The following is a 22518-nucleotide window of genomic DNA, read 5'->3' on the forward strand; positions in this document are numbered from 1 at the left end:
GAAACAACACGCTCAGTCATTGGATAACGTCGGCTTCTCGCCGGCCAGCTCCGCACGCCGGTTGGCCACCATCGTGGCGAACTCTTCGGGTAGATCCTCTGCGAGCAGGCGATCCCAGTAATCGATCGCACGATGGGTATCGCCGCGCTCGGCCGCGGCCAGTCCGAGATACCACAACGCCTCGCGACTTTGCGGGTCGAGCTCGAGCAACTGTTCGTACAGCGTTTTTGCCCGCCCTTGCAGATCGTCGGTCGACGCCAGCGTCGCCTGTGCCTCGGCCGCGATGATTGGTGGACGTGGCGCCGGCATCGCGGCATTGAGGGCGCGATAGCCCTGGGCCGCGGCCGCGTAGTTTCCGGTCGCTTCATGCGTGCGGGCGAGCATCGCCTGCGCGCGCATATCGTCGGGGTGTTCTGCAACGCGCTGCTCGAGTTCCCCGATCATGGCGGTCAGGCTTGGGGTATCACCACCGGCAAGCGACTGATAATTGCCGATCTGCCAGTAGACCGCGCTCGAACCGCCAATGAGTACAACCAACACCAGAAGTGTTGCCAGCCACGGGCGGCGTGCCGTCTGGGCGGACGGTGCGATCGCAGGCGTGTTGTCGATATCGTCCAGCAGGCGTGCACCGAGCTCGTCTTTTTCGATCTCGGCATCGCGACGGCTGAGTCGGCCGGCGGCTACCTCGCGTTCGATCTCGGCGTAGCGCTGGTGATAGATCGTGATATTGGCGTCCCGACGCTTGTCGGGTGTCGGCGTGCTCGCGCGCCACAGCGGTACGAGCACGAATACAATACTGGCGGCGACCAGTATCGCCGCGAAAACAAGGAATTCGGTCATGAACGCTCTTTGGACGAGGCGGAATCTGTGGGTTGCGTCTGTTCGTCGAGTACGCGTGTGAGCCGGTCCCGATCAAGCGATGGGCGTTCGGGTGGCGCCTCGCGGCGACGTCGCATCATCAAGACCACGACGAGAAGACCGATGGCCAACAGTACGAACGGACCGATCCACAGAATGAGGGTCGCAGAGTCCAGCGGCGGGTCGTAGAGCACCCATTTGCCGTAACGGTCGACGAGATACTGCTTGATCTCGGCATCACTGCGCCCTTGCGCGATCTGTTTTTCGACGATCGTGCGCAGATCCTTGGCCAGCGGTGCATCGGACTCCGCGATACTACGGTTCTGACAGATCAGACAGCGCAACTCCGCGTTGAGTTCGTGATAGCGCGCCAGCTGGTCGCCTTCCAGATCCACCGCCTGAGCGTTGACCATCGCAAGCAACAAAACCAAAGCCGCAAATAAACGCATCACGAATCCGCACCCTTGAGCTGCTCTAGCTTGGGTATGAGCGTGGCGTTCATTTCCTCACGCGTGATCGGGCCGACCACCTTGTAACGAATGATGCCCTCGGCATCGATTACAAAGGTCTCCGGCACTGCCGAGACGCCCCAGTCGATACCCACCGCGCCGCTCGGATCGAAGGCCACCACCGCAAACGGGTTGCCGTAGCGCCCCAGCCAGCGCAGCGCATCTTCCTCCGTGTCCTTATAGTTCAAACCGACCACTGGCACCCCGGTACGCCGGGAAACCGCAGTGATCAGTTCGTGCTCGGCTCGGCAGGCCACACACCAGCTCGCCCATACATTGACCAGCGTGACCGAGCCTTTGAGATCGGCTGCGCTGATGCGTTCGCGGTCCGAGGCCAGGGTCGGCAGATCGAAGGCCGGCGCCGGTTTGTCGATGAATGCCGACGGTAGAATATCCGGCCGTCGCGTAAGCCCGTAGCCGAGCAGCACGATGAGTACGAATACAACCAGAACAGGAACGATGAGCCGCCAGCGCATCATGCAGTCGCCGGGTTGAGGCCGCGATCGACCGCAACAGCCTTGTCAGCGGTCGCTCGGCGGCGATAGTAACGTTTGTCGGAAAGTGCAATAAGGCCGCCCAAGGCCGCGATGAAACCGCCGGCCCAGATCCAGCGCACGAAAGGCCGATGATAGATCCGCACACTCCAGGCGTCCCCCGATAAGGGCTCGCCGAGCGAGACATACAAATCGCGGGTGAATCCGATATCGATACCGGATTCAGTCATGGTCTGGCCGGCCGCGTTGTAGCGACGCTTGGCGGGATAGAGCTCGGCGATTTGCTCGCCGTCTTTACGCACGATGAAATCGCCGATCTCAGCAGTGAAATTTGGTCCATCGACGTGACGGGTGCCCACGAACGTGAAGTCGTAGCCCACCATCTCCGTGCTTTCGCCGGGCGCGAGGCGCACGTCGTGCTCACTGCCAAAACCACTCACCAGACTCACGCCGATAACGAAGATGCCGACGCCTGCATGCGACAAGGCCATGCCGACGACATTGCGCGGCAACATCACGCGCCGACCGCGGCTGCGACGCACGATATCCTCGAATGCGGTCGCGATCGCCCAGCAACCCAGCACACACCCTGCGACTGCCACGAGCGCGCCGGTGCCAACGGTGAGCAGTGGTAACGCGACGCCGACGGCGATCGATATCAGCAACGGCGCCCATAGACGCGAACGCAGCACATCGGCACGCGTGCGCTTCCAGGCCATGACGGCCGCCGCACCAATCAGCACCACCAGCGGCGCGGTCAACGGGATGAAGACCTTATTGAAATACGGCGGCCCCACCGAAATTCGACCCATGCCCAGCGAGTCGGCCAGAATCGGGTAGAGCGTGCCCAGCAACACGCCCGCGGCGGCAACCACGAGGAAGATATTGTTGAGCAGCAGCAACCCCTCCCGGGACAGCGCCGCGACGGGCTCGCGGCCCGATTCGAACTGGGCTGCACGCAACGCGTAGAGCAGCAGCGAACCGCCGACCACCACCGCGAAGAACGTCAGAATATAGATGCCGCGGGTCGGGTCGGTCGCAAAAGCATGTACCGATATCAGCACACCGGAGCGCACTAGGAATGTACCGAGTAGCGACAATGCAAACGCAGTGATCGCGAGCAGCACCGTCCAGCTTTTGAAAATGCCGCGTTTTTCGGTCACCGCGAGCGAATGGATCAAGGCGGTGCCGACGAGCCAAGGCATGAACGAAGCGTTTTCGACCGGATCCCAGAACCACCAGCCGCCCCAACCGAGTTCGTTATAAGCCCACCAGCTGCCCAGCGTCACGCCGATGGTCAGAAACACCCAGGCGGCTGTTGTCCAAGGCCGCGTCCATCGCGTCCATGCACTATCGACGCGTCCTGTAATCAGCGCGGTGATTGCAAACGCAAACGCCACCGCAAAGCCGACATAGCCCATATAGAGCATCGGCGGATGCACGACCAGCCCGGGATCCTGCAGCAGCGGGTTGAGGTCGCGTCCCTCCACGGGCGCTGGGAACTGACGCTCGAACGGATTGGACGTAAACAGCGTGAACAGGAGAAACCCGACGCTTACTGCGCCCATCACCGCCAACACGCAACTGGCGACTTCGCGGGGCAGCGTACGACTGGCCAGCGCAACGGCAAGGCTCCAGCAGGCCAGCAGCGTCATCCACAGTAGTAGTGACCCTTCATGCGCGCCCCAGATCGCCGCCAGGCGATAGAACCATGGCAGTTGCGTATTCGAGTTGGCTGCCACATAGGCCACCGAAAAATCGTTGGCATAGAAGGCGAAGCCCAGGGCGACGAAGGCAATGCCCATCATCACGAACTGGCCGATCGCTGCGGGCGCGGCGACCGCCAAACAGTCCGCGCGCGAACGCCACACGCCATACAACGGCAATACGGTCTGGAGCGTGGCCAGACCGAGGGCAAGAATGAGCGCAAATTGGCCGATCTCGGGAATCATCGTTTCGCCTGCATATTGGTCGGCATGCAGCTCTCGCCTGATTCATCTTTCATCGCATCCGCCACATCCGGCGACATATAGTTCTCGTCGTGCTTGGCCAACACTTCGTCTGCGACGAACTGGCCGGACTCATTGAGTTCGCCATAGGCGACAATGCCCTGCCCCTCGCGAAACAGATCGGGCAACGTACCGCGGAACTGCACTGGAACGCTCGCCTGGCAATCCGCGAGCGTGAAGCGCACCAGCAAGTCATCGCTGTTGCGATCCACCGATCCATTCTCGACCAGCCCGCCGATACGAAAGCGTGTATGCGTGGGCACATCGCCAGCCACGATTTCACTCGGCTGATAAAAATAGAGGATATTTTCGCTGAACGCGGTCAGCGCAAGCGCGGTGGCAGCGGCCAGACCGACGAACAGACCGCCGACCAGCATCAGGCGACGACGTCGTGTTCTAGTCATCGTATTCCTCGTTCTTGATCCGCCGTGCGATATGTCGGTGCACGAGCACCGGTGTGACGATGTTACCGACAATCACGATTGCGGCTATGGCGTAGCTGCCCCACACATACGGTGCGTATCCACCCATCGCCCAGAACTGTTGCCACGATTCATGCATCGGAAAAAACCTTTTTGGCCCAACGACTACGCCGTTCCCGCCAAAGCAGTTGCGCACGCATGTTCCAGAGCGTGAGCCACCCGAACATCAGCGTGAAGCCCAGTGCTGCACACAGCAACGGCCACAGCATGTCCATTTCCATCGCCGGACGACCGAAACGCGTGACCGTCGGCCCCTGATGCAGGGTATTCCACCACTCCACGGAGTAATGAATGATCGGCACATTGATCACTCCGACCACCGACAGCAACGCACAGGCCCGGGCGGCCGTACGCGGCGACTCGATCGCGTTATGCAGAGCGATCACGCCCAGATACAGAAACAACAGGATCAGTTCGGAGGTCAGGCGTGCGTCCCAGACCCACCAGGTGCCCCACATCGGCTTGCCCCAGATTGCCCCCGTCACGAGTGCCAGGAACGTAAAGCTCGCCCCCACCGGTGCGGCAGCCACGAGAAAAATCTCGGCCAGCTTGAGACGCCAGACAAGGGCCACCACGCCGGCGATTGCCATGCTCGTATAGCCGAACAGCGACAGCCAGGCGCTCGGCACATGAATGTAGAGAATACGAAACGCATCCCCCTGCTGATAATCCACGGGCGCATTCACCAGCCCGCCATACACACCGTATGCCGCCAGCAGCACGCCAGGCACCGCCAGCGCGATCGCGATCGGCCGGCTGACTCGATAGAAGTACGGCAGCGATCCAAAGCGGTGCAGCCAGAGCATGAACGCGGACTTAGCCAAAACGTCTAGACCGTTGCGTTGCGGGTTGAATGTGTATTGCGTCGACGCATAGTTTCTCTTCGCGATACGCGCTATGTATTGATCTAGAGCAATAATCCCGACTTAACATGGCCTTGGACCACGAACAGCCGCAGGATTTCCCTACTCCAGACTGATTTTCAATGCCGCCGCAATGGCAAACGGTGCGGTGGTAATACCGAGCACGAGCAGCGCGCCCAGAAGATACAGTGCGCCCGCAGCAGGCAGTCCTGCGATCGCTGCACGCATTGCCCCGGCGCCGAAAATCAAGATCGGTACATAGAGCGGAAAAATCAGCAGGCTCAACAGCAGCCCGGCGCGCGGCAGGCTCAACGTCAACGCCGTACCAATGGCACCGACCAGGCCGAGCGTTGGCGTACCCAGCAACAGGCTGGCCATGATAACGGGTACAGCGCTTGCAGGCACGCCCAGCAACAAAACCAGCAAAGGCGACGCCAGAACGAAAATCAGTCCGCTGGCAAGCCAGTACGCCAATACTTTCGCCAGCGCAATCAACGCCAGCGGCTCGGGCGACAGCACGTATTGCTCGAGTGTGCCGTCTTCGTAATCGGGCTTGAACAGACGCTGCAATGACAGCAGTGCGGCCAGTAACACCGCCATCCAGATCAAGGCCGGTGACACGGTGACGAGAATGGCCGCATCGGCACCCGTACCCAGTGGAAACAGGGCCACTACCAGCACGAAAAACAGCAGGTGATGCACCAGCACGCCGCGCTGGCGAAACGCCAGCAGCAGATCACGCCGCAGCACCGCCCAGAAAACACTCAGCATGGCGACAGCTCGATCGAGCGTACCGGCACATCCGGCAACGTCAACGCTTCATGTGTCGTGAACACGGCAATGCCGCCGGCACTGACGTGGGTGGCGATACGTGCACACAGCACCGCGCGCGACTCGACATCGAGCGCTGAGGCCGGCTCGTCCAACAGCCAAAGCGGCGCATCAGTGAGCCACAGGCGAGCGAGCGACACCCGGCGCTTCTGCCCGGCGGACAGCCGCCCACAAGGGCGATGCGCCAATCGCTTGAGGCCCAGATCGGCCAACGTTGCGCGAATACGCTTTTCCGGCACGCGCCGCCCGCACAGGCGCATCAGTACATCAAGGTTTTCGACCGGGGTAAGCGCCGCGTTGAGTGCGTTGTCGTGCCCGACGAAACACAACTCGTCTTTCAACAGGAGCGCGTCGTCGGCTGGACGGTCGCTCGCCGACTCCCAAATGACTTCACCGGATAGTGGCTGCTGTAAGCCGCTGAGCGTGCGTAATAACGTGGTCTTGCCAGCGCCGTTCTCGCCGAGAATACGCGCCGCCTCGCCGCCCACAAGCGCGATATCCAGCCCTGCGAATAGCGCTCGCTCGCCGCGCCCACAGCTCAGATTTCGGATGCCGAGTCGCGGCCGCGTCATAATTCGCTTGAAAAAGCGGCATAAAGCCGATGACTGGTGCCCGGAGCCGGACTCGAACCGGCACGGCCGTTAGGCCAAGGGATTTTAAGTCCCATGCGTCTACCAATTTCGCCATCCGGGCGCGAGCGCGGGATTCTAGGGTGTGTTGACGTTCCCGTCGAGGTTGCGAACGGCGGCTACGGGCAGGCGACGATGGTCCTGTTACCGAAACCCGGTGCGCCGCTTTGACCAAAGCCAGCTCCCTCACCGTTCAAATGCACAAGGGTATTGACTTGGCACGTTTTATCGCCCGTCCAAGTATGGCTCGCGATAGAACGCCTTTTTGCGTATTTGCACGTATGAACCCCGCTGCTCGCAGCAGCGAACGCGTCAACACCGCGCGCCAGCTTCATAGCGCTGCGCCCGGAGTCTGGCATTTCGCAGGCCGAACTGATATTCAAAATATAATCGACATTCAGAACAACAACGTTGCAGCCGTTAACGTTGGGGCGCCACACAGGCGGCAGATACATTAAACTGTGCGCACGGGGACTTGAGGGGGATGGGCGTTGTGCTGACTGATTTGCGAATCGCGTTATCGATGGCCGGTTTGGCCGTTTTGCTTGGTGCCTGTGCCGGCGCCCCGGGCCCGGGCGATCAATCCGTCCCGACGCCCTCCTCGGCGCCCCCGATCGCTGCCTCACCCTCGTCGACGAATACGTCGACTACCCCTTTACCGGCGGCGCAGGCCCAATCGACCGAAACGACTGTAGCGGACGACCCGCAGGGCGTGGTCATCGGCGCGGGCGATATCGTCGAAATGCGAATGTTCGGCCAGCCCGATATGAACACGCAGGGGTTCGTTTCCGACAGCGGCGAGATATCGCTGCCGCTGCTGGGCGTTGTCGATATCGGCGACCTGACGCCGAACGCGGCACAAAGCCGTATCGAATCCGCTTACCGCGAGCGCGGCTATTTTCGCGATCCACAGATCAGCCTGACGCTGGTCGAACACCGCAGCCAGCAGGTTGCCGTACTCGGCGCGGTCAACCAGCCGGGCCGTTTCTCGCTGTCGAGCCGTACCACGTTGCTCGATGCGCTGGCCGAGGCAGGCGGAATCACCGCGCGCGGCGCACGCACTGTGGTCGTGATTCGCGGTGACGATCAGAACCGCGAACGTGTCGATATCGAGGCGCTGGTCTCAGGCGGCGGTGTGGCGAGCGATGACGTGCTGCACGCGGGCGATACGATTTACGTGCCGCAGGCGCCGCTGTTCTATATCTATGGACAGGTCCAGCGCCCGGATGCCTATGCGATTCAGCCCGGCATGACCGTTATCCAGGCGATCTCGACCGGCGGGGGTCTGACCGACCGCGGCTCCAATTCACGCTTCACCATTCATCGCAAATCGCAAGACGGCTCCGTGCAGACACTGGATGCATCGCCGACTACCCGCGTACAGGCCGACGATGTGATCTTCGTGAAGGAGCGCTTCTTTTGAGCACACAGATCGATCGCCCGCTCATTCCGGGCATGCATGCCACACCGACCGTAGGCCAGATCTGGCGCGCCGTGCACGCGCGCTGGCGCACGGTTGCGATTACCGTGGCCGTTTTCCTCGTGCTAGCGATCATCGCATCGCTTTTCGTCAAGAGTTACGAGGCCCGCGCCTCACTGGTGATCGAGTTTCCAAGTCTCGATCCGCTGACCGGCCAGGCGCGCTCGACCGCGCTTGCCGACAGTTATCGGGCCACCCAGATCGACCTGATGACCAGTCAGAACGTGATGCTCGGCGTCGTCGATGAACTGGGTCTTGCGGATGATCCGGAGACCAGTGCCGACTTCGACGTGGACGACAGCGGTGACGGGCCGCTGCGCCAGCGACTGGCATCCAACCTCGGCGAGCAGGTCGAGGTTCGTGCCGGTGAGGTCAGTCAATTGCTGGTGGTCTCGTATCGCGGAGACGATCCGAAGCGAAGCGCGGCCATCGTCAATGCGGTGATCGATCAGTACATGAAAGCCAGCGAGAATATGGCCACGGACCCCGCGCGCCAGCGACTGGGCCAGTACTCCACGTTCCTCGACGGGTTGCGAGCCAAGGTCGATGAGGCCCAGGACGAGCTCACCCAGGCCCGTCAGCGCTTCGGCGTAATCGACTCGACGGCCGCCGAAAATGTCGATACCAGCCGCCTCAACGATCTCGGCACGCGCTTGAACGCCGCACAGGGACGATTGCAGTCCGCCCAGGCCGAAGTCGATCAGATCGAGGCGGCCCGTTCCAGCGGCCAGCCGATTACGGCCCAGGCCGACGTGCTCGACAGCAACGTGGTGCAGGACCTGAAAAACCGCCTCGCCGGCTTTCTGGCCGAACGTGCCGAGATTGCAGAATCTCTTGGCCCGAACCATCCGCGTATTCGCGCCATCGACGGCCAGATCGGCACCGTACGGGCGCGTCTGCGCGATGAGATCGATGCCTATCTCGCGGCCGCCCGTCAGAGCGTGAAGGTTGGGCGCGGCGAGGTGGATGCCCTGCAGGGCAACTACGACGCCGCACGCGCGGACGTCATGGACAAGCAGACCAAGCGAGCGCGGCTCGACAGCTATCGGCGGCGTCTGGACAGCGCTTCGCAGGTCTACGAGGCAGCGCTGTCGAGCTACGACCAGGTGCTCGGGGGCAGCGAGCTTACGGCTCAGAACGTGTCGGTCATCACCCGCGCAATCGCGCCCACCAAGACCGCGGGCCTGAGTCTCAAGCGCAAACTCCTTCTGGCCGTGATTCTGGGCTTGATCGTCGGCGTGATGATCGCCCTGCTTCAGGAGCTTCTCGATCGCCGTGTACGCGCGGCCGAGGATATCGAACGCGAATTGGAGCTCCCGGTTCTGGGTGAACTCGAATACGGAGCCCAGCGATGACAAACGAGCCACAGCGCGAACACATGCAGCTACATAACGATGTGTTTGCCTTTCACGGCCCGCACACCCGGGCGGCGGACACGCTGCGCGCCACGCTTGCACGCATCGTGCTCAGCGACAGCCATGCCAAGTGTCTGGCCGTGGTTAGCTGCTCGTCGAACGCAGGCCGTAGCGTAGTCGCGGCAAATCTTACCGTGCTGCTGGCCCGATCCGGCCAGCGGACCGTACTGATCGATGCAGCCCGCCAGCGCGCGCAACAACATCTGCTTTTCGGCATCGAGCCGGATTTTCGCGTGGCGCAAATTACCGCCGTGCCCGGCCTGACCGTCATGCGCGCGACCGACAGCCATCCATCGCTGGCCGATACCCTGGTGGATGCGCCCGCGCAGTTTGCACAGCTCATCACCGACTTGCGCGCTGAATACGACTGCATCGTGATCGACACCGCGGACCATCCGGACGATCTGGATGCGATCTCGGCGGCGGGTATGAGCGACGGTGCCTTGGTCGTCGTCCAGCGAGACGGCACGCGCCTGCAACGGCTACGCAAACTCACCACAGAACTCAAAGACAGCGCGTCGACGATATTGGGCACCGTGCTCACAGACAGTTGATACGCATGGCGCTGCCGGCCGACAACGATACCCGTTTCTCCTGGCTGCTTATCGCCGTGTTCTGGGCAACGCTGGCGTTTGCGCTGCTGCCCGACGGCCTCGACTGGGCGCGCGACACGACCCTGGAGAACGCCCAGCAGGGTTCGCTGATCCGGCGCCTGCAATGGATGTCGCCCTTCATGATCTGCGCGCTCATCGTTTGGCTTCGACGCGGCGTGGCGTGGCGTGTTGTGCGCCACGTCGACCCATTTCTATTGCTGTTCGTCGGCTGGGCCATCCTCAGCCTGGGCTGGTCCGATTATCCGGACGTGACCGTGCGCAAGCTCGTGCTGCTGATCGGCACTCTCCTGATCGCGCTTGCATTTCAGGTCGCGGCCTGGCGCCCGGCGCGGCTACGCCAGCATACCCGTGCTTGTCTGACGGCCGTGGTCGTGGCATCGATCGTTGCCGTCTTCGTGATTCCGCATATCGCACGCGTGGCCGGCTACGACAACGCCTGGACCGGTATCACTCGCAGCAAGAACCATCTGGGCATGGCCGCAGGTTTGATGATGGTGCTGTGGATGCATGGGTTCGCGATCGGTGAGGTACGCGCGCTGCCCGCGCTGGCCTGGGCGGCGCTCGCGGCGCTAACCCTGATCATGGCGCGCAATGCCACGGCCCTGCTGTGCGTAGTGGCCGTACTGCCGCCCCTATGGCTGTTCTTTCGACCGGTCGTCTCGCTACGCAGGCTGTTCTTGCGAAGTATGCTTGCGCTCGCGGCGGTCATCGTCAGCACCTGCTTCGTCGTGCTTGTTACCTACGGCGTGCCCGGTTGGCGCGATATCGTTTCGCCTGTGGCAAACGCGGTCGGTCGCGATGTGACGTTTACCGGACGCCTGGAAATCTGGCGGCTCGTGTATGCCGAAGTCGTGAAACATCCCTGGCTGGGGACCGGCTTTCAGGCGTTCTGGCTTGGCGCGGGCGGCCCGGCCCCCTGGGTGACACAGGATCTTTACGGCGGGCTCTGGCAGGCGCACAACGGCTATCTGGATGTGGTCAACGAACTGGGGATTTCGGGGCTGCTTCTTGCGCTGGGTTTCTGGGCCAACACGATTCGCCGTGGCGTGACATTGTTGCCTGCGTGGCGTGCGGAAGCCGCCTGGGTACTGGCATTCATGGTGTTCCTGGCGATCGCCAATATCGCTGAATCCAGTTTTTTCCGACCGATCCATTTCATGTTTCTGCTATCGATCCACGCGAGCCTTGCGCTTGCACGCCTGCGCGCGATCGATCCTTCGGATGAATCGCAATGATCAACCGACTCGGCGTCCTGGGTGGTTCCATTCTTGCCAGACGGCTCGCCCTGGGCTGCGTGTTATCACTGGCCGCCGGATCGGCAAGCGCTGCCCTCACCGCCGAGGTGATCCTGCCGCCGATCGAGGCGGCCGAGGCCAATGCCAGCGTATTCGCCACCCCGCTCGCCGCCACCGGTTCGAGCGTTTATACCGTCAACGTCGAGCCCGGCACACGCGCCGTGCCGTTACACCACTTCGGCTTTCATACCGTCGTGCGAAAAGGCGTGCGCGATGCCGACGGCCGCTGGTCGTGGCGCTCGCACCTGCTCGATGCCGATACCGCGAATGACCCTTATCACACCGCGGCGTCGATCGGGCTCGACCGCAAAGGCTTCGTGCATGTCGCCTACGACATGCACAACCTGCCCTGGCAATATTCGGTCTCGGCACAACCGGAAGCTATCGACCGTTTCGTCTTTCGTGGCCAGCGTGTTTCCGAGAAAGCGCGCTGGGGCAGCCAGAACAGACGCGTCGAGTTCCCTGCGCCGGGCACCGCCGCCATTCCGGGCACCCAGGTCACCTATCCATCGTTCTTCAACGATCGTGACGGTCGGCTCTATGTCACCTATCGCTATGCCGTGCGCCCGGCGCGGACATGGTCACAACGACTGTTCTCCGGTGGACTTGCCCGCTATGACGAGACCTCCCGTAGCTGGAACGCCATTGGCGGCGATTTGAGCGTGGGCCGCGACGACATCCAACTGCCGCCTGGTCGTGCGGAGTATGTCAGCCAACCGTTCATCAGCGAGCCGGGCTGGTGGGTCTATCAGATGCGCCTGGCCTTCGACGCCGACAACGGCATGCATGTGGCCTGGCTCTGGCGCCGTGGTGACTCTGGCGTAGATCAGAACTTCGCCAGCTATGCGTATATGCCTGCCGGCAGCGATACGGCCTATAACGCGGCGGGTAAGCGCTACCAGCTGCCTATCGATCTCGCCGCGGCCAGCCGTGTGGCGCCGCGACGTATCGCCGAGCTGGCGCCGGATGGTCTCTATAGCCCGGCCCGTATCAGCGTCAGCGCAGACGGCCACCCGGTGGTCGCGCTGCAGTCGGTGCACGGGCCGCGTTATCGATCCCGGCTCGCGGATGGTCAGTGGTCCGATCCCGAGCCCGTGCCGAATCAGGCATTCGAACAGCACTACGACGCCAGTGGCCATGAGTGGGCGTTCGCGACCGGACTGACGGTATTGCGTCGCACGGTCGACCGCAGTGGCCGCCCCACGGGCGCATGGCAAACGCTCTACAAGGGCGATGCACGCGACGGGACTGCGCTGTGTCATACTCGGGCCATCCCGGCGCCCGAAGGCAGCGGTGCGGTGTTCTATATCCACGCCAATGTGCTCGACGACGGCAAGTGTCGCGACGATCGCGTGACGATTGTCCGGCTGAGTACGCAATAACGTGTCGATGCGCGTACTCATTCATGCCCCCTGGCCCGCCGAATACACGGCCGAACTCGCAGCCGCGCTGGGCGCGCGCGACGACATCGAACGTCTGTGTCTGGTCGTGCGCCGCGATTTTGCCTATGCAGAGGCCGCCGGCTGTGCCGTGGCGCGCTGTTATCCCGCGGCACGGATCAAGCGCGGCCGCTTGCAGAAACTCACGGCGCATGCGGTCGCGCTGGCACGCACCGCGGCCTGTATCTGGCGTGAACGCCCGGATGTCCTGCATGTTCAGGCTCTGCACCAGCCGCTGCTCGACTGGCCGCTGCTCGTCATCGCGCGTCTGCGCGGGGCACGACTGGTGTGGACCGCGCACAACAGCCTGCCGCACGAGAGCGGTCGCTTCGATGCCGCGCTGTTTCGCCGCATTTATCGCCATGTCGATGCCGTGATCGCCCATACGCGTTTCACCGCCGACACCCTGGTCCGCGAACTCGATGTCCGTAACGCGAAAGTGCATGTAATCGCCCACGGCCCGCTCACACTCGGCGCAGCGCCGGCACCGGCGCGGGACCAGGCGCGCCGGGCGCTGGGCATCGCCGACGATACGTTCATGCTGCTACTGTTCGGCCGGCTGCGCCCCTACAAGGGCCTCGACCTGCTGCTGGCGGCGCTCGACAGACTGCAGGACCCCTATATGCATCTGGTCGTGGCCGGCGAAGATGCTTTCGGCGATGCCACAGGCCAGCTGCAAGGACGTGATGACGTCAGCGCGGATCTGCGCCGCGTGGACGATGAAAGCACGGCTCGGTATTTCGCTGCAGCCGATCTGGTGGTGCTGCCCTATCGGCGTATCGATCAATCCGGTGTGCTAATGCTGGCGCTCACGTATCGCAGCGCCGTGTTGGCCAGTGATATCGGCGGGTTGGCCGAATCCATCGATAACGAACGCACCGGGTTTCTGCTCGACCCGGTCGATGCCGAAACGCTCGCGGCACGGCTGGCCGATATCAAATCCCGCCCGGACGCACTGGCCGATGTCCGCCGCCAGATCGCCGCGGACGAAGACGGCCAGCGTGGCTGGCCGACCCTGGCCGAACGTACCGCAGACGTTTATCGAAGCGCCATCTCGCGCGGCGGCGCAAGCTCCAACACCGATCAATCAAGAAGACCATGAAGATGCCGGCATGAGCGCCCAGACCCAAGCAAACGAGCACGCGCCCACCCGCGCCCACGTGCTGATCATCGTCGAGAACCTGCCGTTGCCTTTCGACCGGCGTGTCTGGCAACAGGCCGGCGCATTGCGGGATGCGGGCTATGCGGTATCGATCATCTGCCCGACCGCCGAAGGCTATCGGGAGCGCTATGTCGAAATCGACGGCATCGCCATTCATCGTCACCCGCTGCCGAACCTGCCCGGCGCTGGCTGGGCGTATCCGCTGGAATATGCCGCAGCGTTGTTCTGGCAGCTGCGCTTGACGACACGTATCGCCCGCCGGCGGCGCGTCGACGTGATCCATGCCTGCAACCCGCCCGACACCATCTTTCTCGTGGCCGGGCTCGCACGGCCTTTCGGCGTACGCTTCCTGTTCGATCATCACGACCTCTGCCCGGAGCTGTTCGTGGCGAAGTTCGGGCGCAGCGGGGTGATGTATCGCCTGATGCGCGCGCTGGAGCGCGCCACCTTCGCGCTCGCCAAGGTATCGATCGCGACCAACGACTCGTTCAAGCAGATTGCCTGCACGCGCGGCGGCATGGCCGAGGAAGACGTTTTCGTGGTGCGTAGCGGGCCCAACCTCGACCGTATCCGGGCCCTCGATCCCGACCCGTCCTTGCGCAAGGGGCGCGCCCATCTGGTCGGTTATGTCGGTGTCATGGGCGAACAGGAAGGTTTGGACGATCTGCTGCGTATGGTCGCCGATATCGTGCATGAGCGCGGGCGCACGGATATCCAGTTCTGCCTGGTCGGTTTTGGCCCGTCGTTGAAGAGCCTGCGCACGCTCGCAAAACAGCTGCTCATCGACGAATACGTGGATTTCCCGGGCCGTCTGGACGGCGATGCACTCATGCGTGTGCTCTCGTCGGCCGATATCTGTATTAGCCCTGATCCCAAGAACGAGATGAACGACCATTCCACGATGAACAAGATTCTGGAATACATGGCGCTGGGCAAGGCGCTTGTCCAGTACGACCTCATCGAAGGCCGCGCCTCGGCGGCCGATGCGGCGCTGTATGCCCGTGCCGGTGATCGTCGTGATTTCGCTGACAAGATACTCGAGCTGATCGATGACCCGGCGCTGCGACAGCAACTGGGTGATATCGGCCGACGCCGTATCGAGGACCTGCTCGCCTGGCATCACGAAGTGCCGAAGCTGCTGGCGGCCTACGACCGCGTGCTGTCATGAGCGGGTGTGATCTTAAGCCGAGCCAGCCGCCGTCGATTCTGGTGATTTCACCGGTGCGCGACGAAGCACGATTCATCGAGGCAGCAATCGATAGCCTTAGCGCGCAAACGATACGGCCGACGGCCTGGGTGATCGTCAACGACGGCTCGAGCGACGACACCGCTGCAATCGCCAGGTCGCGAGCGGCCGAGACCGATTTCATTCATGTGGTGGACAAGCCGGATCGCGGTCACCGCCAGGTCGGCTCCGGCGTGATCGAGGCCTTCAATTACGGTCTCGCAGCCGCCCCGGTGAGCGACTGGGACTTCATCGTCAAGCTAGATGCGGATATCACCTACGGCCCACGCTATATCGAACGCATGCTCGCCGAATTTGCCGCGGACGAAAAACTGGCTGCGGTGTCGGGACGGGTGTACCGGCCCGAGCCGGGCGGCGATGTCGAGGAACGCAAGAGCCCCGACATGGTGTGTGGGCCCTTCAAGTTCTATCGACGCGCAGCCTTCGAAGCCATCGGTGGCTTCGAGCAGACGCTGCAATGGGACGGCATCGATATCCACCGCGCCCGCATGACCGGCTGGCGTACCCGCAACATCTCCGATCCCGATGCCCGCATCCATCATCATCGGCTGATGGGGTCGTCGCAGGTGAGCATCGTCCACGGCCGGCTACGCTGGGGGCGCGGCATTCATTTCATGGGCTACCACCCGGCCTATGCGGTCGCATCGGGCGTCTATCGCATGCGTGACTGGCCCTATGTGGTGGGCGGACTGCTGATTATTGCTGGCTATTTCAGTGCAGCCGCGCGCGGTGCCGAGCGTTATCCCGATCCCGCCTTTCGGGCCGATCTGCGTCGTTGGCAGCGGCGGCAGCTCGCCGGGCTGCCGCGCGCTCTACTGCGTGCGGGGCTGCGTCGCGGTAGTAAAAGGCGCGGGCCATGATGAAGCTCGGTACCCGTACATTTTCGGCACCGATTTTCCATGGGTTGATCTATGGCGGGCTGAGCACCGCCCTGCTGCTGCTGATCGCGACGTTCTCCGAACAGGGCGTCAGTGAAAACGATCGTGAACTCGCCGCACTGGCGTTCGTGACCATCGGCCTGGTGTTCAGCCGCTACAACCTGATCTGGAAGTGGCATGTCGGGCGCGCCGGATCGATCGGCACCGGCGTCATGATCAGCTGGTTTCTGTGTGCTGCGGGACTGGTATTCCTGGGCTTTCTGACCCGGCGCACCGGCGAATACGAGCGCCGCGTGATCCTGCTCTGGCTCGTGCTTACTCCCATGCTGTTCGTACTGGTGCATCACATCATTCGGTATGCCTTCTTCCGGTTCTTTCCGGATTCCATGAAATCGCGCACCGCGGTCATCGTATTCGTGAGCGAAGACGCACAACGCCTGGCCCATATTCTCGGCGCGCTCGACGTGCCCAAATTTCGGCTTCTGGGTTTCTTCGAGGACCGAAGCCCCGAACGCGTCGGTCATCGCAAGGAAGATCGCCCCGTGCTTGGCGGTACCGGCGACGTGGTCGACTACGTCAACCGACACAGCGTCAACGTCGTTTTCGTGGTATTGCCGCTGGAAGGTGCCGACCGTGCCACCGATATCGTTCGCCAGCTCGGCGATACCACGGCATCGATCTATTTCATGCCGACGTCGCCCCTGTTTCGAAGCGACCAGCTACAGTTCGCGAATATCGGCGGCGTGCCGGTGTTCTCCTTCAGCGAAACGCCGTTCTTCGGCGCGGACGGCGCGCTCAAGCGGCTCATGGATATTCTGTTTTCGGCCAGCGTCCTGATCGTGCTGTCACCGTTGCTGCTGCTCATTGCAGCCGTGATATGGCTCACATCCGGGCGCCCTGTCCTGTTTACCCAGCAGCGTTATGGCCTGGATGGGCGCCGGATCAAGGTGCACAAGTTCCGTACCATGCATGTCACGCCCGACGATGGCACGGTCGCGCAAGCCACACGCGACGATCCGCGTGTGACGCCTATCGGGCGTCTGCTGCGCCGGACATCGATCGACGAGCTACCGCAGTTCTGGGACGTATTGCGCGGAGACATGAGCGTGGTCGGTCCGCGTCCGCACGCCGTCGAGCACAACGAAACCTATCGAGCACTGATTGAACGCTATATGCTGCGTCATAAGGTGCGCCCCGGCCTGACCGGGCTTGCCCAGATCAACGGCTTGCGCGGCGAGATCCATATGCTCGAATCCATGGAACGCCGGGTCGAGTTCGACCTGCGTTATATCCGCACCTGGTCTCCCGGGCTCGATGTCTACATCATACTGCGCACTATCGCGCTAATCTTTCGCGATCGTGCGGCGTATTGAACTTCACTACGTTCTGGCCGTCTCGATCGTGGCACTGCCGTACAGTGCCGGCGCAGCCGAGCTGCGTTTGTCGCCCTATGTCGAAACCGGCATAAGCCGCGATAGCAATCTTTATGCCGCACCGGAAGCCGAACGTGAGGCGGATACGCAGCGGCGTGCTACGGTCGGCGCCGATGCGCGCTGGGGTATGTCCCGCCAGGAGCTATCGCTGCATATCGATCTGAGCCGTCTGAACTACGTCAAGAATACACGGCTGGACCATACCGCGTATCACGGCAACTTCGTATGGAACTACGAGATCGGCAATGCCTTCAGGGGTCAGCTCTATTACAACCGCTCACGTGAGCTCACCGGATTCGAAAATCGCAACAGCCGTGCCCAGGATTTCATTCGTCTGAGCAACCCGGGCGTGGAAACCACGCTCGCGGTCACTCCGCACTGGCAGGTGGTGGGCGGCGTCGACTACAGGATGCGCCGGCATACGCTCGACAGCGAGCGCCGCTACGATCGCAACGAGGCGGAGTCCCGTCTTGCCCTGCGTTACATCGGTGCGCGCGGCGCGACCTTCACCGCTGGCGTCCAGCGTATCGACGGCCGTTATCCCGAACGCAACCCGAATGACGTATTGGCGCGTCGTTTTGTCCAGCACGAACCGTTCGGTCGACTGGACTGGCGTTTTTCCGGAATTTCCCGTGTCCAGTTACGGGCCGGCTATGCCCATCGCGACAACCGGGGCGGTCAATCCGAGGATTACAGTTCGCCCACCGCGCGTCTGCGATACATTCGCGACATATCCGCGAAGACCCAGCTCAGCTTCGCACTCTCACAGGATATCTATTCGGCCGACAACGTCGACGCCAACGCGGTCCGCAATCGCGGCGCGCGCGTGGAACTCAACTGGGAATACAGCCCCGCGATCGCAGTCACGGCACATGCCGGCTGGGACCGTCGCGACTACCAGCTCACCTCGACCGCCGAGGATCGGCGCAACGACGAAGTTCGAGACTACGGTCTGGATCTGACGTGGAGCCCGTTACGCCAGGTCTCCTTCATTGCCAGCGGCCAACGTGTGATTCGCGAGTCGAACCAGCCCGAGTTCGGGTATCGGGAATGGATCGGCGGCGTGGCCGTACGGATAACGCTGGACCCCGAACCGCGCTGAGCATAGCGGGATCGAAGGCCCGGCCGCCTGTCAGGCCGCTACCGCAGGCTTTCGCCCGCGCAGTGCACCGATAACCGAATACAGCATCGGGCGCTGAAATATGAACGCGAGCCCTGCATAAACGGCCACACCCGTGGCCACCTGCGCGAGCAGACAGAGCGCAGGCGAAGCGGCCAGCGGCGTAACGCGCCCTACCCACACGACCAGAATTGCCATAAGTGATGCATTGATCGTGCTGGGTACGACCGAGCGAACGAACGCGAGTCGATCGATACCGAAAACGGGCCGCGCGACCGTCAGATAGAAACCGGCCAGTGCACAGGTCGACACCATGCGCGCCACGCCGATCGCGATGAGCCCCACGGGATAGAGTATGACCAGAGCGGCCGCCACGCAGATCACTTCCCAGGTCAATGCCAGACAACACAGCCGGGCCTCGCCGCGCGCGGCAAGGGCCGTCATCAGAAAATGCGTGGTCGCACCGATCGCACTCGCGAGCGCCAGACCCGCGGCGATCGGGCCGGCGGCGGCCCAGCGCTCGCCGCCGAGCAATGCAATCATTGTCGGCGCGCAGGCGGCCAGTCCCAGAAAGACCGGCATGAGCACCATCGACGTATGCGACACGGTGCTCGCCACCGCAGCGCGAAGGCGCTGCGACGAATCCTGTGCACGCACGAAAAACGACATGGCGATGTTATGACTCACCGACGCCGTGGGCCCGCGCACCGGCTCGATGATCCGTAGCGCCATGTTCAGATAACCTGCGCCTTCCAGCCCGAACAGGCGGGCGACGATGCCCTGAAATACGGCGTCGCCGGCCTTGTCCACGCAGCGCGCGGCAAAGAACCAGCCGGCCACACCCGATAATTCACCCAGCCCGCCGGCAGACCATGCGGGACGAATACGTACCGGCGCGTCGCCCACGAGCCAGAGCACGGTCACGAAGCGCGAAACCAGGCGAACCGACAGCAGCGACCAGACGCCGACCCCTGCGAAAACAAGCACCAGACCGATACCGACGCCGGCTGCGTCGCCGGCGAGATTCGACCAGGCGATACGCGCGAACGCCCGATGCCGGCGCGCCAGCGCGGTGAAGATCGCGACCCCGGCATGGGCCGGGATGATGACGCTGAAGCCGGCAACGAGCCATGCCAGCGTCACCGCCTCGCTCTCGGGCGGATAGAACGCCGCGATCGCCCAGGCGGCCGCAAAGGCCGCGCCGATCAACGCCATGGAGCCGGCCAGAACGAGCGCCAGTGCTGCCGCGAAATGGGCACGGCGTATGACCCGGCGTTGCACCAGCGATTCTTCGAAAGGCGCAGTCACCACGATCGCAAGCAGGCTGACGATCACGATCGTCAGCGAGGCGCGGCCGAAGACCTCGGGCGATAGCCAGTAGGCAAAGACGACCGTGGTAACGACCTTCAGCAGAATGCGCCCCAGTGCATCCGCTAGCGATGACGACAGCCACTTCAGCACGGCGACACCTGCCCTTCGAGCCCCGGCCGGGTGACAATAGCCGCATGATCCGTGATCACACGCTGGAAACCGTTATCGCCGGCCTGCTGCCGCAGAATGTGATCGTGCGCGCCGGGCCCATCGTCGCAGCCGGTGCGTTGCCGGCTATCGAGGCGGCGCTCGTCGCGCGCGCGGTCCAGACGCGCCGCGCGGAGTTCGCCAGTGGTCGCGCGCTTGCGCGGGACGCACTGGCCGCGCTGGGCCGGCCGGTACCGGCGCTGGGCGCGACCCGCGATGCGGGCCCCGCCTGGCCCCAGGGCGTGATCGGCAGCGTGACGCATGCCGACGGTGTGGTTGCCGCGGCAGTCACTGTACGGGGTGCGTTGACAGGTCTCGGTATCGATATCGAAGGCCCGCGCCTGCTGGAAGCGTCTGTCTGGGAGAGCGTATTCACCGCGGCCGAACGGGCGACGTTGTGCGATGCCCGAGCCGCGGCCCAACTGTTTTCGGCCAAGGAAGCCGCCTTCAAATGCCTCGCGGCGCTTGGGCCGCCGCCGACCGATTTCAGTGACTTCGAACTGATTGCGACGCACGACGGTTATCGCGTGCGCTTGGCCAGTGCGGCTCGACCGCTGGCGCGTATGCGTGTGCGTACCCGATTGCACGGCGAGCGCATCGTGTGTGCGGCCTGCTGTCATTCGGCGACCGGCCAGCCCGACTGAAGCCAGCCGATCACGGCTTCGATTAGCCGCATCCGTTCGGCGTTGCGAGAAAACGTATGGTCTGCCGACGGCAGAAACTGTTCGTGCAGATGATCGCCCAGCTCGATATCGGCCAGCGCGTTACGCAGCTGGCCCGCGTGGTTGTAATAGCCGTGGGTCGCCCCGGAGTAGGCATAGAACAGGCGTACGTCGCGCGCAACGAGCGTCGACAGATCCCCGGCGAGCGTGTCGCGATCGGGCATCTCGAAAAAGTCGATGCCTTCGATTACTGCGTGATCCGTATCGCTGGGCGTGCCGAACTTGCGCTCGAACCAGTTCTGCCACCGCCGCGGCGAGCTCAGTCGCTGCGCGATATAACGCCATTTGAAGCCCGCCGTAATCGCAGCGTGGCCGTCGATCTGAATCATGCCGGCCACCGCGCTCTGGGACAGCGCCACGTGATGGGCGTCGTCGGCCCCACTGCACAGGCCGAACAGCACCACGCGGCTGCACCCCACGCGTTCATGCAACAACTCGATCGCCGCAGCGCATTCCACCTGTAATTCATCGCGACGCTCCACGGCAAGCGGGGACTGCGGCTTGCGGCTTTCGCCCATGCCGGCATAGTCGAAGCGCAGACTGGCAAAGCCGGCGTCGGCCAGCGCCCGCGCCACCGCGACGGACAGTCCGCGGGGGCCCACGCGATGTTCGAGCCCGGCATTAAGAAACATCAGCGCGGGCCGTTCCTTGCGGGCCGGCTCATCGGGTTCACACAGTATGCCGACCAGATGGGATTCGTGTCCGAAAATCAGCGGTGTTTCACGCATATCAGCAAAGCACCCGATCGAGCATGGTCTCGGCAGAACGGGGTAATGCGACCCGGCGGTACTGCGCACGGATATCGGTCCAGTCGATGGTTTCGGCCATGTCGATGACATGCCCGCCGCGTGCGGTGATTGTTTCGATCAGCGCTGGGGCCTGTTCACCCTGGCTGAGGGCGACGTCCCAATCGTCGACGCGCGTCGGCGCGTAGGCGATCAGGCGGGCCTGTGCCAGGCCGTCCACCACCGGCGTCGGCCAGTGAAAGCCCAGATATTCGTCGGCGCCGCGTTCGGCGTGATGATGCCGCCGCGGGCGATAGCGATTCATGTTGCGCGTCTGACTTTCGTGCATATCCGCGATATCGCGCAGATAGGCCTCGCCGTCGACCACCGGATCCCAGAACAGAAGCCGGCGGCGGTCGATGTCGCCGGCACTGGCAGCTGCCGCAATGAGAGCACCGACCCGCACGCCGAGAATCCGGACATGTGACAACGCCGTGGTGTGCTGCAACCAGGCGATCGCCTCACGGGTATTCGCGATCCATTCGGCCCAACTGGCATCGTGCTGTCGCCCCTGGCTATCGCCGGTGCCGCGATAATCGAAACGCAGCACATGGGCGTTGCCCGCGGCTGCGGTTTCCGCCATCTGCCAACAGGCCCGATAAGCACGCATGTACTCGTAGCCGATCCCCTGGCAGATCAGCAACGCCGTTTCCGGGCCCTGGGCGTCGGGACTCGGCGGGTGGTACGCGCCGTAGAGCGTGTCCTGCGCGCCGAAGAAGAACGGAACCATCGTCAC

At 63.1% G+C, this 22518-nt stretch carries 23 protein-coding genes and 1 tRNA gene; 11 read left to right on the plus strand and 13 right to left on the minus strand.

The genetic code is table 11. The features are described 5' to 3' along the window. Nucleotides 1-12: 12 nt before the first annotated feature. The 10 genes from ccmI to SSPSH_RS12185 form a co-directional block, all read right to left on the minus strand. Nucleotides 13-840 carry a c-type cytochrome biogenesis protein CcmI gene (gene ccmI / locus SSPSH_RS12140; protein WP_006914676.1) on the minus strand — a complete coding sequence of 276 codons (828 nt, stop codon included), beginning with the start codon at nucleotides 838-840 and terminating at the stop codon, nucleotides 13-15. Beyond that, nucleotides 837-1307, minus strand: a complete 471-nt coding sequence (locus tag SSPSH_RS12145) for a cytochrome c-type biogenesis protein (RefSeq protein ID WP_006914677.1) — start codon at nucleotides 1305-1307, stop codon at nucleotides 837-839. The genes ccmI and SSPSH_RS12145 overlap by 4 nt, the downstream gene beginning before the upstream one ends. Then, nucleotides 1307-1846, minus strand: a complete 540-nt coding sequence (locus tag SSPSH_RS12150) for a DsbE family thiol:disulfide interchange protein (protein ID WP_006914678.1) — start codon at nucleotides 1844-1846, stop codon at nucleotides 1307-1309. Before SSPSH_RS12150 ends, SSPSH_RS12145 begins: the two co-directional genes overlap by 1 nt. Then, on the minus strand, nucleotides 1843-3813 hold the full coding sequence (locus SSPSH_RS12155; protein WP_006914679.1) for a heme lyase CcmF/NrfE family subunit: 1971 nt from the start codon (nucleotides 3811-3813) through the stop codon (nucleotides 1843-1845). Before SSPSH_RS12155 ends, SSPSH_RS12150 begins: the two co-directional genes overlap by 4 nt. Next, entirely contained in the window at nucleotides 3810-4274 is a 465-nt protein-coding gene (ccmE, locus tag SSPSH_RS12160) for a cytochrome c maturation protein CcmE (protein ID WP_021031752.1), read from the minus strand. Before ccmE ends, SSPSH_RS12155 begins: the two co-directional genes overlap by 4 nt. Next, entirely contained in the window at nucleotides 4267-4431 is a 165-nt protein-coding gene (ccmD, locus tag SSPSH_RS12165; protein WP_006914682.1) for a heme exporter protein CcmD, read from the minus strand. Before ccmD ends, ccmE begins: the two co-directional genes overlap by 8 nt. Next, entirely contained in the window at nucleotides 4424-5158 is a 735-nt protein-coding gene (locus tag SSPSH_RS12170) for a heme ABC transporter permease (protein ID WP_006914683.1), read from the minus strand. The genes ccmD and SSPSH_RS12170 overlap by 8 nt, the downstream gene beginning before the upstream one ends. A gap of 159 nt (nucleotides 5159-5317) precedes the next feature. Further along, nucleotides 5318-5986: a heme exporter protein CcmB gene (ccmB, locus tag SSPSH_RS12175; RefSeq protein ID WP_006914684.1), complete on the minus strand. Its 669-nt coding sequence runs from the start codon at nucleotides 5984-5986 to the stop codon at nucleotides 5318-5320. After that, entirely contained in the window at nucleotides 5980-6618 is a 639-nt protein-coding gene (ccmA, locus tag SSPSH_RS12180; RefSeq protein ID WP_006914685.1) for a cytochrome c biogenesis heme-transporting ATPase CcmA, read from the minus strand. The genes ccmB and ccmA overlap by 7 nt, the downstream gene beginning before the upstream one ends. A gap of 34 nt (nucleotides 6619-6652) precedes the next feature. Beyond that, nucleotides 6653-6739 (minus strand) — tRNA-Leu (locus SSPSH_RS12185). A gap of 468 nt (nucleotides 6740-7207) precedes the next feature. Between SSPSH_RS12185 and SSPSH_RS12190 the strand changes: the two genes are divergently transcribed. From SSPSH_RS12190 to SSPSH_RS12235, 10 genes are read left to right on the plus strand one after another with little or no spacing between them, the layout of a single operon-like run. Next, nucleotides 7208-8098 carry an SLBB domain-containing protein gene (locus tag SSPSH_RS12190; protein ID WP_161627833.1) on the plus strand — a complete coding sequence of 297 codons (891 nt, stop codon included), beginning with the start codon at nucleotides 7208-7210 and terminating at the stop codon, nucleotides 8096-8098. Next, nucleotides 8095-9510 (plus strand): GumC family protein, encoded by a 1416-nt coding sequence (locus SSPSH_RS12195; protein ID WP_006914688.1) that lies wholly within the window; start codon nucleotides 8095-8097, stop codon nucleotides 9508-9510. Before SSPSH_RS12190 ends, SSPSH_RS12195 begins: the two co-directional genes overlap by 4 nt. Beyond that, entirely contained in the window at nucleotides 9507-10124 is a 618-nt protein-coding gene (locus SSPSH_RS12200) for a nucleotide-binding protein (RefSeq protein WP_006914689.1), read from the plus strand. The genes SSPSH_RS12195 and SSPSH_RS12200 overlap by 4 nt, the downstream gene beginning before the upstream one ends. Nucleotides 10125-10129: 5 nt before the next feature. Continuing rightward, nucleotides 10130-11419: an O-antigen ligase family protein gene (locus SSPSH_RS12205; protein WP_006914690.1), complete on the plus strand. Its 1290-nt coding sequence runs from the start codon at nucleotides 10130-10132 to the stop codon at nucleotides 11417-11419. Further along, nucleotides 11416-12861: a BNR-4 repeat-containing protein gene (locus tag SSPSH_RS12210; protein WP_006914691.1), complete on the plus strand. Its 1446-nt coding sequence runs from the start codon at nucleotides 11416-11418 to the stop codon at nucleotides 12859-12861. The genes SSPSH_RS12205 and SSPSH_RS12210 overlap by 4 nt, the downstream gene beginning before the upstream one ends. Before the next feature lie 7 nt (nucleotides 12862-12868). Continuing rightward, nucleotides 12869-14020, plus strand: a complete 1152-nt coding sequence (locus tag SSPSH_RS12215) for a glycosyltransferase family 4 protein (protein WP_006914692.1) — start codon at nucleotides 12869-12871, stop codon at nucleotides 14018-14020. 10 nt (nucleotides 14021-14030) lie between these two features. Beyond that, nucleotides 14031-15248 carry a glycosyltransferase family 4 protein gene (locus SSPSH_RS12220; protein ID WP_006914693.1) on the plus strand — a complete coding sequence of 406 codons (1218 nt, stop codon included), beginning with the start codon at nucleotides 14031-14033 and terminating at the stop codon, nucleotides 15246-15248. After that, nucleotides 15245-16186 carry a glycosyltransferase family 2 protein gene (locus tag SSPSH_RS12225; protein ID WP_006914694.1) on the plus strand — a complete coding sequence of 314 codons (942 nt, stop codon included), beginning with the start codon at nucleotides 15245-15247 and terminating at the stop codon, nucleotides 16184-16186. The genes SSPSH_RS12220 and SSPSH_RS12225 overlap by 4 nt, the downstream gene beginning before the upstream one ends. Beyond that, complete coding sequence (locus tag SSPSH_RS12230; protein WP_021031754.1) at nucleotides 16183-17577, plus strand: undecaprenyl-phosphate glucose phosphotransferase; 1395 nt, start codon at nucleotides 16183-16185, stop codon at nucleotides 17575-17577. Before SSPSH_RS12225 ends, SSPSH_RS12230 begins: the two co-directional genes overlap by 4 nt. Further along, on the plus strand, nucleotides 17564-18739 hold the full coding sequence (locus SSPSH_RS12235) for an outer membrane beta-barrel protein (protein ID WP_006914696.1): 1176 nt from the start codon (nucleotides 17564-17566) through the stop codon (nucleotides 18737-18739). Before SSPSH_RS12230 ends, SSPSH_RS12235 begins: the two co-directional genes overlap by 14 nt. A gap of 30 nt (nucleotides 18740-18769) precedes the next feature. Here SSPSH_RS12235 and SSPSH_RS12240 read toward each other — a convergent pair whose 3' ends face one another. After that, nucleotides 18770-20218: an oligosaccharide flippase family protein gene (locus SSPSH_RS12240; protein WP_006914697.1), complete on the minus strand. Its 1449-nt coding sequence runs from the start codon at nucleotides 20216-20218 to the stop codon at nucleotides 18770-18772. 44 nt (nucleotides 20219-20262) lie between these two features. Here SSPSH_RS12240 and SSPSH_RS18015 point away from each other — a divergent pair, with 44 nt between their 5' ends. After that, nucleotides 20263-20919: a 4'-phosphopantetheinyl transferase family protein gene (locus tag SSPSH_RS18015; protein WP_021031755.1), complete on the plus strand. Its 657-nt coding sequence runs from the start codon at nucleotides 20263-20265 to the stop codon at nucleotides 20917-20919. Here SSPSH_RS18015 and SSPSH_RS18020 read toward each other — a convergent pair. Next, the gene (locus SSPSH_RS18020; RefSeq protein WP_006914700.1) at nucleotides 20892-21725 is read right to left on the minus strand and encodes an alpha/beta fold hydrolase; all 834 of its coding nucleotides are present in this window, start codon (nucleotides 21723-21725) and stop codon (nucleotides 20892-20894) included. The two genes, SSPSH_RS18015 and SSPSH_RS18020, sit on opposite strands and share 28 nt — an antisense overlap. Nucleotide 21726: 1 nt before the next feature. After that, nucleotides 21727-22518 (minus strand): alpha/beta hydrolase family protein, encoded by a 792-nt coding sequence (locus tag SSPSH_RS12255; RefSeq protein ID WP_040608089.1) that lies wholly within the window; start codon nucleotides 22516-22518, stop codon nucleotides 21727-21729.

The sequence above is a fragment of the Salinisphaera shabanensis E1L3A genome (genome assembly GCF_000215955.2).
In the GTDB taxonomy this organism is placed as follows: Bacteria; Pseudomonadota; Gammaproteobacteria; order Nevskiales; family Salinisphaeraceae; genus Salinisphaera; species Salinisphaera shabanensis.

What these genes read in the sequence shown, in the direction of transcription:
- ccmI (WP_006914676.1), bottom strand. Translation starts at nt 840, where the DNA reads ATGACCGAATTCCTTGTTTTCGCGGCGATACTGGTCGCCGCCAGTATT.
- SSPSH_RS12145 (WP_006914677.1), bottom strand. Translation starts at nt 1,307, where the DNA reads ATGCGTTTATTTGCGGCTTTGGTTTTGTTGCTTGCGATGGTCAACGCT.
- SSPSH_RS12150 (WP_006914678.1), bottom strand. Translation starts at nt 1,846, where the DNA reads ATGATGCGCTGGCGGCTCATCGTTCCTGTTCTGGTTGTATTCGTACTC.
- SSPSH_RS12155 (WP_006914679.1), bottom strand. Translation starts at nt 3,813, where the DNA reads ATGATTCCCGAGATCGGCCAATTTGCGCTCATTCTTGCCCTCGGTCTG.
- ccmE (WP_021031752.1), bottom strand. Translation starts at nt 4,274, where the DNA reads ATGACTAGAACACGACGTCGTCGCCTGATGCTGGTCGGCGGTCTGTTC.
- ccmD (WP_006914682.1), bottom strand. Translation starts at nt 4,431, where the DNA reads ATGCATGAATCGTGGCAACAGTTCTGGGCGATGGGTGGATACGCACCG.
- SSPSH_RS12170 (WP_006914683.1), bottom strand. Translation starts at nt 5,158, where the DNA reads ATGCTCTGGCTGCACCGCTTTGGATCGCTGCCGTACTTCTATCGAGTC.
- ccmB (WP_006914684.1), bottom strand. Translation starts at nt 5,986, where the DNA reads ATGCTGAGTGTTTTCTGGGCGGTGCTGCGGCGTGATCTGCTGCTGGCG.
- ccmA (WP_006914685.1), bottom strand. Translation starts at nt 6,618, where the DNA reads ATGACGCGGCCGCGACTCGGCATCCGAAATCTGAGCTGTGGGCGCGGC.
- SSPSH_RS12200 (WP_006914689.1), top strand. Translation starts at nt 9,507, where the DNA reads ATGACAAACGAGCCACAGCGCGAACACATGCAGCTACATAACGATGTG.
- SSPSH_RS12205 (WP_006914690.1), top strand. Translation starts at nt 10,130, where the DNA reads ATGGCGCTGCCGGCCGACAACGATACCCGTTTCTCCTGGCTGCTTATC.
- SSPSH_RS12210 (WP_006914691.1), top strand. Translation starts at nt 11,416, where the DNA reads ATGATCAACCGACTCGGCGTCCTGGGTGGTTCCATTCTTGCCAGACGG.
- SSPSH_RS12215 (WP_006914692.1), top strand. Translation starts at nt 12,869, where the DNA reads ATGCGCGTACTCATTCATGCCCCCTGGCCCGCCGAATACACGGCCGAA.
- SSPSH_RS12220 (WP_006914693.1), top strand. Translation starts at nt 14,031, where the DNA reads ATGAGCGCCCAGACCCAAGCAAACGAGCACGCGCCCACCCGCGCCCAC.
- SSPSH_RS12225 (WP_006914694.1), top strand. Translation starts at nt 15,245, where the DNA reads ATGAGCGGGTGTGATCTTAAGCCGAGCCAGCCGCCGTCGATTCTGGTG.
- SSPSH_RS12230 (WP_021031754.1), top strand. Translation starts at nt 16,183, where the DNA reads ATGATGAAGCTCGGTACCCGTACATTTTCGGCACCGATTTTCCATGGG.
- SSPSH_RS18015 (WP_021031755.1), top strand. Translation starts at nt 20,263, where the DNA reads ATGATCCGTGATCACACGCTGGAAACCGTTATCGCCGGCCTGCTGCCG.
- SSPSH_RS18020 (WP_006914700.1), bottom strand. Translation starts at nt 21,725, where the DNA reads ATGCGTGAAACACCGCTGATTTTCGGACACGAATCCCATCTGGTCGGC.